The organism is Emticicia sp. (genome assembly GCF_043780375.1).
Classification (GTDB): domain Bacteria; phylum Bacteroidota; class Bacteroidia; order Cytophagales; family Spirosomataceae; genus Emticicia.
This window is the reverse complement of the sequence record NZ_JAYWCU010000016.1, coordinates 1-6,353: the sequence shown is the minus strand read 5'-3', so window position 1 is coordinate 6,353 and position 6,353 is coordinate 1. Positions and strand designations below refer to the sequence as shown.

At 37.6% G+C, this 6,353-nt stretch carries 6 protein-coding genes; all 6 read right to left on the bottom strand.

Annotation, left to right across the window (positions count from 1 at the left end; genetic code table 11):
• Positions 1–666, bottom strand: a 666-nt coding sequence (hemC, locus tag ACH2CJ_RS01515; protein WP_394990306.1) for a hydroxymethylbilane synthase, incomplete at its 3' end; no start/stop codon positions are given.
• Positions 667–743: 77 nt separating this feature from the next.
• Complete coding sequence (gene holB, locus ACH2CJ_RS01510; RefSeq protein ID WP_394990305.1) at positions 744–1,844, bottom strand: DNA polymerase III subunit delta'; 1,101 nt, start codon at positions 1,842–1,844, stop codon at positions 744–746.
• Positions 1,845–1,885: 41 nt separating this feature from the next.
• On the bottom strand, positions 1,886–3,052 hold the full coding sequence (locus tag ACH2CJ_RS01505; protein WP_394990304.1) for a putative sugar nucleotidyl transferase: 1,167 nt from the start codon (positions 3,050–3,052) through the stop codon (positions 1,886–1,888).
• 179 nt (positions 3,053–3,231) lie between these two features.
• A complete protein-coding gene (locus ACH2CJ_RS01500; protein ID WP_394990303.1) occupies positions 3,232–3,882 on the bottom strand; it encodes a gluconate 2-dehydrogenase subunit 3 family protein in 651 nt (216 codons plus the stop codon).
• A gap of 105 nt (positions 3,883–3,987) precedes the next feature.
• The gene (locus ACH2CJ_RS01495; RefSeq protein ID WP_394990302.1) at positions 3,988–5,733 is read right to left on the bottom strand and encodes a GMC oxidoreductase; all 1,746 of its coding nucleotides are present in this window, start codon (positions 5,731–5,733) and stop codon (positions 3,988–3,990) included.
• Positions 5,734–5,906: 173 nt separating this feature from the next.
• A complete protein-coding gene (locus ACH2CJ_RS01490) occupies positions 5,907–6,107 on the bottom strand; it encodes a hypothetical protein (protein WP_394990301.1) in 201 nt (66 codons plus the stop codon).
• Positions 6,108–6,353: the final 246 nt, after the last annotated feature.

Genomic DNA, 6,353 nt, shown 5'->3' with positions numbered 1-6,353 from the left:
TTCAGCAACTTCATTATTGATTAAATTTCTGACAGCCAATCTTTTATCTTCCGAAAGACTCTTTGCCGCTTCTATGGCTACGCAACCTTGCCCAACTGGTGGAGTAAATTCTTCGGTAGATAATTGCTCAACAATGAGATTATGATAACCCATGCGATGCACACCTGCGTAAGCAAGCAAAATCGCATCACAATGACCTTCTTCGAGTTTTCGTAAACGAGTTTGAAGATTTCCTCTCATATCAACAATTTCGATATGCGGATAATAATGCCTTAGCATTGCCACACGACGAGTAGAAGAAGTACCAACAACAAAAGTTTGCCCGCTATTGAGCGAAAGTTCTTTTTTGAAACTCACCAAAACGTCTCTTACTCCTTCACGCTCAGTAAAAGCAATGATTTCTAAATCTTCAGCCAACTCAGATTGTAAATCTTTGGCAGAATGTACAGCAATATCAATCTCGCCAGAGCGAAGTTGGTCTTCCAATTCTTCAGTAAAAACACCTTTGCTACCAATTTTCGACAAAGCTCTATCAAGAATTTTATCACCTTTTGTATCAATGATAACTATGTCAGTATCTATGCTTTGTGCTTGTAATTTTTCTTGAACGTAATAGGCTTGCCAAAGAGCTAATTTGCTACCACGTGTACCAATTTTTATTTTCATGTATGATTTTGAGAGGTATTTATGCTTACTTACGAAAATCTTGGTGGTTTAGTAAATATTACTTGGCAAAATAGTTTTTATCGCATCAAACGAGCTATTATAAGCGAAATATCTAAAAAGACAATTTTGGCACGAGCATTACGCTCAATGTGGTAATGCGATTCGCCCAAAAGTATTGTTATTTGTTCTAAATTATTGATGTTCAATACATTAGAAAATTTTTGAACAAATACTAACTCATCTCCTTCAAGCTTAATTAAACTTTCGCCTCCGTGTCGATATAAGAAAATTTCACGAAAAATCTTCAAACCATATTCTAACATTGATTTTTGGTATTCTTTGCCTTTGGTATCAAACTCGTCCGCCATTGGTACTAATTTCTGAATATTCAAGGCATAACACATTCGCATCCAAGTAGCAAACCAACTATGTTCATCATCTTCGGTTTTGTTTGAAATTTCTAAAGCACGATTTAGATTCCCCTCTGAAAGATAGGCAATCTGCCTTGCTCTTTCGCCAGCTGTCTGTTGATTATGAATAAGATACGTTGTTATTTCTTCATCAGAAAAGCTTCGAATCGCCACTCGTTGCGTGCGTGAAATGATAGTCGTAAGCAATTTTTCCATGCTATTGACCACGAGTAAGAAAAGCGTTTGCTCTGGTGGTTCTTCTAAAACTTTCAGCAAAGCATTGGCAGCGGCAATATTAAGTATTTCGGCTTGCCAAATAACGACAATTTTATATCCCCCTTCATAAGACTTTAAAGATAATTTTTGAATCAATTGGCGAGATTCTTCTACAGGGATATTTCCTTGTTTGATACTTATTTTTTCGAGCCAATCTGATAAATTTCCGTAAGGTGTTTCTTTCACGAAAGCACGCCATTGTGTCATAAAGTTTTCGGAAAGAACTGTTTTTCCACCTGCCGTTGGAAAAATATAATTGACATCTGGATGAGCCAATTTGCTCATTTTCATGCAATTTGGGCATTTCCCACAGGCATCATCGACCTGTTTATCTTCACAATTGATATAAGTGGCATACGCCAAAGCCATTGCCAAATTTGCACTACCTTCTCCCCCATGAAACAACTGGGCATGAGCAACATGGTTGTCATTCACCGCTCGAATGAGCGAATGCTTTACTTCGGTAAGACCTGTGATTTCACGAAAAAGCATGTGGCAGAGAATAATTACGATTTACTTCGCAACATTAATATTTATTTTGAATCATGCACGTACCTCAAAACAGCAACCTCAGCCTCCGTCAATTGCTTATCTCTCCGCTCCATAGTTGCATTTATTACCTTAATTGCTTTATCGAAACGATAGTCTACATACTCAGTATCTGCACCACCCCAAGTAAACGAAGGAATGTGTTTTTCTTGAAAGCCAGCCCCATAAACATTAGAACTTACACCCACAACAGTACCTGTATTAAACATTGTACTGATGCCCGCTTTGGTGTAATCGCCCATGAAAAGTCCACAGAAAAGTTCGCCAGTTTTTTCGAGTTGATTGGTGGCATAATTATACAATTTTACTTCTGTATAATCATTTTTTAAGTTAGAATTATTACAGTTTGCTCCCAAATTACACCATTCACCAATAACCGAACCACCCAAAAAGCCATCATGAGCTTTATTAGAATATCCAAAAAATACCGAGCTACCGACTTCACCACCAACACGAGAAAATGGCCCGAGTGTAGTATTTGGTCGCATTTTGCTTCCCCATGCCACCATACTATTTTCGCAAGCGGCAAACGGGCCAATAACTATTGACCCTTCTTGAATGATTGCATTTTTGCCAATATAAATTGGCCCTTGCTCGGCATTCAAAATAGCGGCTTTGATACTTGCCCCCTCTTCCACAAAAACATTCTCTATTTTATAAACTCGTGTGAAAGGGTCTGTTATTTCCTGTGATTTTCTGCCCTTAGTAATCAATTGAAAATCGGCTTTTATTTGTTCACCATTTTTCAGAAAAATATCAGGCAAGTTTTTAATAATCGTTACTTTTTCTGAAAATTCTTTTTTGATAAATAGCGGATAATCAATAGAATACGATAATTTTTTTGAGGTTTTAATTGCTAAAACATTTTCATTAAAAACTAACATTTCATCTTCTTGAAGTTGCTGAATTGCATATAAAAGCACTTCATTTGGACAAACTGCACCACTAATAAAAATCTTTTCTTCGGAAGTTTGAGGGGTATTTTTTTGTAAATATTCTTCGGTCAAAAACGAGATTTCAGACGAAAGCATTTTCTCCCATTTCTCACGAATCGTTAGAATTCCGCAACGAATTTCGGCAATGGGTCTAATAAAAGTAAAAGGTTTAAGTTGATTTCTGATTTGTTGGTCATCAAAAAGAATATAATCCATTGTAGTTCCTTTGGTTGTTTTGAAAGTACAAATCTAAGGAAAAAATATGGAGAGGACTTAAAAATGATGATGTAGAATAAAGTTAAACAAAATAATCCTGCAAAGTTAGAAACGGTGCTACGCTTCGTAACCTTACAGGATTTGTTATTTTTATACCCAACTTGACTTAAAACCCTTTTTTAAACAGTTATCTTATTGAATTCCTGCAAACCAAACTTGGCAACTACATCTTCTGGCACACCTTCCCATTGGTTAGGCGTATTACCCATATAACCTAAATCTTTAAATCCGATTGGTGAAGTATAAAAGCCTGTAACTACAAAATTACGGATGTGTGAAAAAAATGATGCTCCGTGCTTGAACGCTGGCTTTACTTTTGCTGGATAAGCAATGTCTTCAACAATTTCTAATTGCTGAGTTTTGCTACATAAAACGAATTTTTTACCAAAACGTTTAGTCGATTCAAAATCAAGCCACATCAAACCACCACGCATTTTGTCTTGGTGCTGGGGTTGGTCTTTCATCATAAATTCGATAAAAGCTGGCACACCCGCTTGTGTCGCACTACCCGATTTAGCATCAGCAGGAATGATAATATCGCTTAAAATTGTAACTGTTTTAAGTTCGTGAGCTGTAAAAAACTTTTCGGTTTTTAGTTTTGCATCACGAATCGCCTCTTCTTTTAGTCGTCCGTTTGGCACGACAAAAGGTTTTTCTGGAGCAATAGTTAATGTTCCATCTATATAAGAGGCTGCCAACTCTCCCGATGGTGTTGCGGCAAGTCCAAGACTGCCGAGTGATATGCTTTTAAGAATTTCTCTACGTTTCATATTCAATGATTGAATGAGTGGTAACTTGATTTTTCCTCAACCGGCTCTCTCTGCTAAAAAAGGAGAAGAATTTAGAATGAGGTGTTCTTATTATCCTATCAACTTTTAAAGACTTTTTCTTTTTACTTGCTCGGTAATGAATTCCGAGGTTCGCATTGAGGATGCCAAAATAGTCCAAGTTACGTTTTTATCTCCTTGCGAAACAAACGGTGCAGCATCAACTACAAAAACGTTTTTCACGTCATGTGCTTGTTGATAAGCATTCAAAGCCGACTTTTTAGGGTCATTCCCCATGCGAACTGTTCCTACTTCGTGAATAATCAAACCAGGGGCAGCTAAACCATAATTATTTTCGGGACCAGGCTTATTCCCCAAAGGAATTCCACCCATTTCATGAATAATCTGCTCGAAAGTATCCTGCATGTGTTTTGCTTGATTGACCTCATCTTGTGTCCATTTATAATTAAAACGAAGCACAGGAATACCATATTTATCAACCGTAGTTGGGTCAATTTCGCAATAATTACTTGCCAATGGCACCGATTCTCCACGACCAGCCATACTTACATACGCTCCGTAGAAACGACGAACATCATCTTTCAAGCCTGAGCCATAGCCACCTGCATCTTTTTTGTTTCCATCTCGTCCCGGAATTTTTCCATTCAATCCTTCAACGCCCATTCCAAAACCAAACGACGGCATTCCCATTCCTCCACCGTACTCTATATGATAACCACGTGAAAAATCTAATTTTTTGTTGTCTAACCACCACGGCGTATAAACGTGCATTCCTCCTACACCGTCTTCATTATAACGTTTTCTATCCATCAAAGACGGTACAAATGCCGAGCGACTTGCACCTGTTGAATCATTGATATATTTTCCAACTACGCCACTCGAATTTGCCAAACCATTTTCAAAACGAGACGACTTTGAATTGAGTAATAAACGTGCAGATTCTCCAGCAGAAGCCGCCAAAATAACTACTTTCCCACGCACAACCTTTTCTTCCATCGTAATTTTATCAACGTAAGAAACACCAGTAGAAAGTCCAGTATTTGGGTCGGTCAAAACCTCACGAGCCATCGCATTGTTTATCAAGGTCAGGTTTCCTGTTTTCATTGCAGGAATTACCAACACCGAAGAAGCTGAAAAATCGCCATAAACCATACAACCACGACTACATTGCCCACAATAAAAACAAGCCTGACGATGGTCATTAATTTTTTTGGTAAGCATCGACATTCGAGAAGGCAAAACAGGAATATTCAATCCTTTTCCTGCCTTTTTTATCATCATCTCGTGCAAACGAGGCATTGGGGCAGGTAAATAAATACTATCAGGATTGTTTGGATAATTGGCAACTGCTCCAAAAACACCAATGAGTTTATCAACTCTATCATAATACGGGCTAATATCGTCATAAGTAATGGGCCAGTCATCACCCACACCCGAAAGCGTTCCACGACGGAAATCATCGGGTCCGAAACGTAACGAAATACGCCCCCAGTGATTGGTTCGTCCGCCCAACATTCTTGAACGAAACCACTTAAATTCAGTGCCAGGAGCAGTCGTATATGGCTCTCCTTCAATCTGCCAACCTCCCCAAGCAGCATCAAAATCCCCAAACGGACGAGTTGTGTTCGCTCCTCTTCGTGGCGACTCCCAAGGAGCTTTCATTTGATTGATATATTTCGGGTCGGCGGGGTCGAAATAGCCACCAGCTTCCAAAAGACACACTTTTGCACCCGCTTTAGTGAGTTCGTGGGCTGCCATTCCACCGCCAGCACCCGAGCCAACAATGATTACATCATAAACTTTGGGTTGCTCTTTAATCTCGAATAAGTTCATTTTATGAGGGATGAATAGATTTTGTTGATTTCAAAATACTAAAATAAATACTTTTATTTTTAATTGATACTATACGTTGGATATTTATTTTTAAAATATTTTAATTTGGAATGTTTGAGCATAAAAAAAGACTCAAAACGAGTCTTTTTACTTTATTCCTTTGTTTCAAAAATTTACTGAACAATCGTTAAATTTTCTTCGTTTTCAAGTTTTATCTGTGGTTTTTCCTTAAAAATACTGACAGTACCTTTTATTTTTATTGATTTTCCTTGTAATTCCGCTTCAGTAAATTTCACTTTTGTTAGAACATCCCCCTCGACAACAACTGTAATATCATTGTCTGGATGTAGTTTATCAATATTAAGTAGAAGCATATTGCCTGTTGATCTTGTAAAAAGTTTAGAGCCAGCTACTTTCCCCACTAAAACGACTTCTTTTCCTACAAAGTCTTTGGCTTGTGCTGCCGTAATTGTCTCCTGAGAAAAAGCATTAAAACAAATAAAGGAAATGACGATAATTACTAACTTAAGTTACGCAAGATTAACTTTTATGTAGTGATATCTGCTTAAATTTACAAAAAACTGTCAATTTTACCAAAATCTAATCAAATTCATGAAACT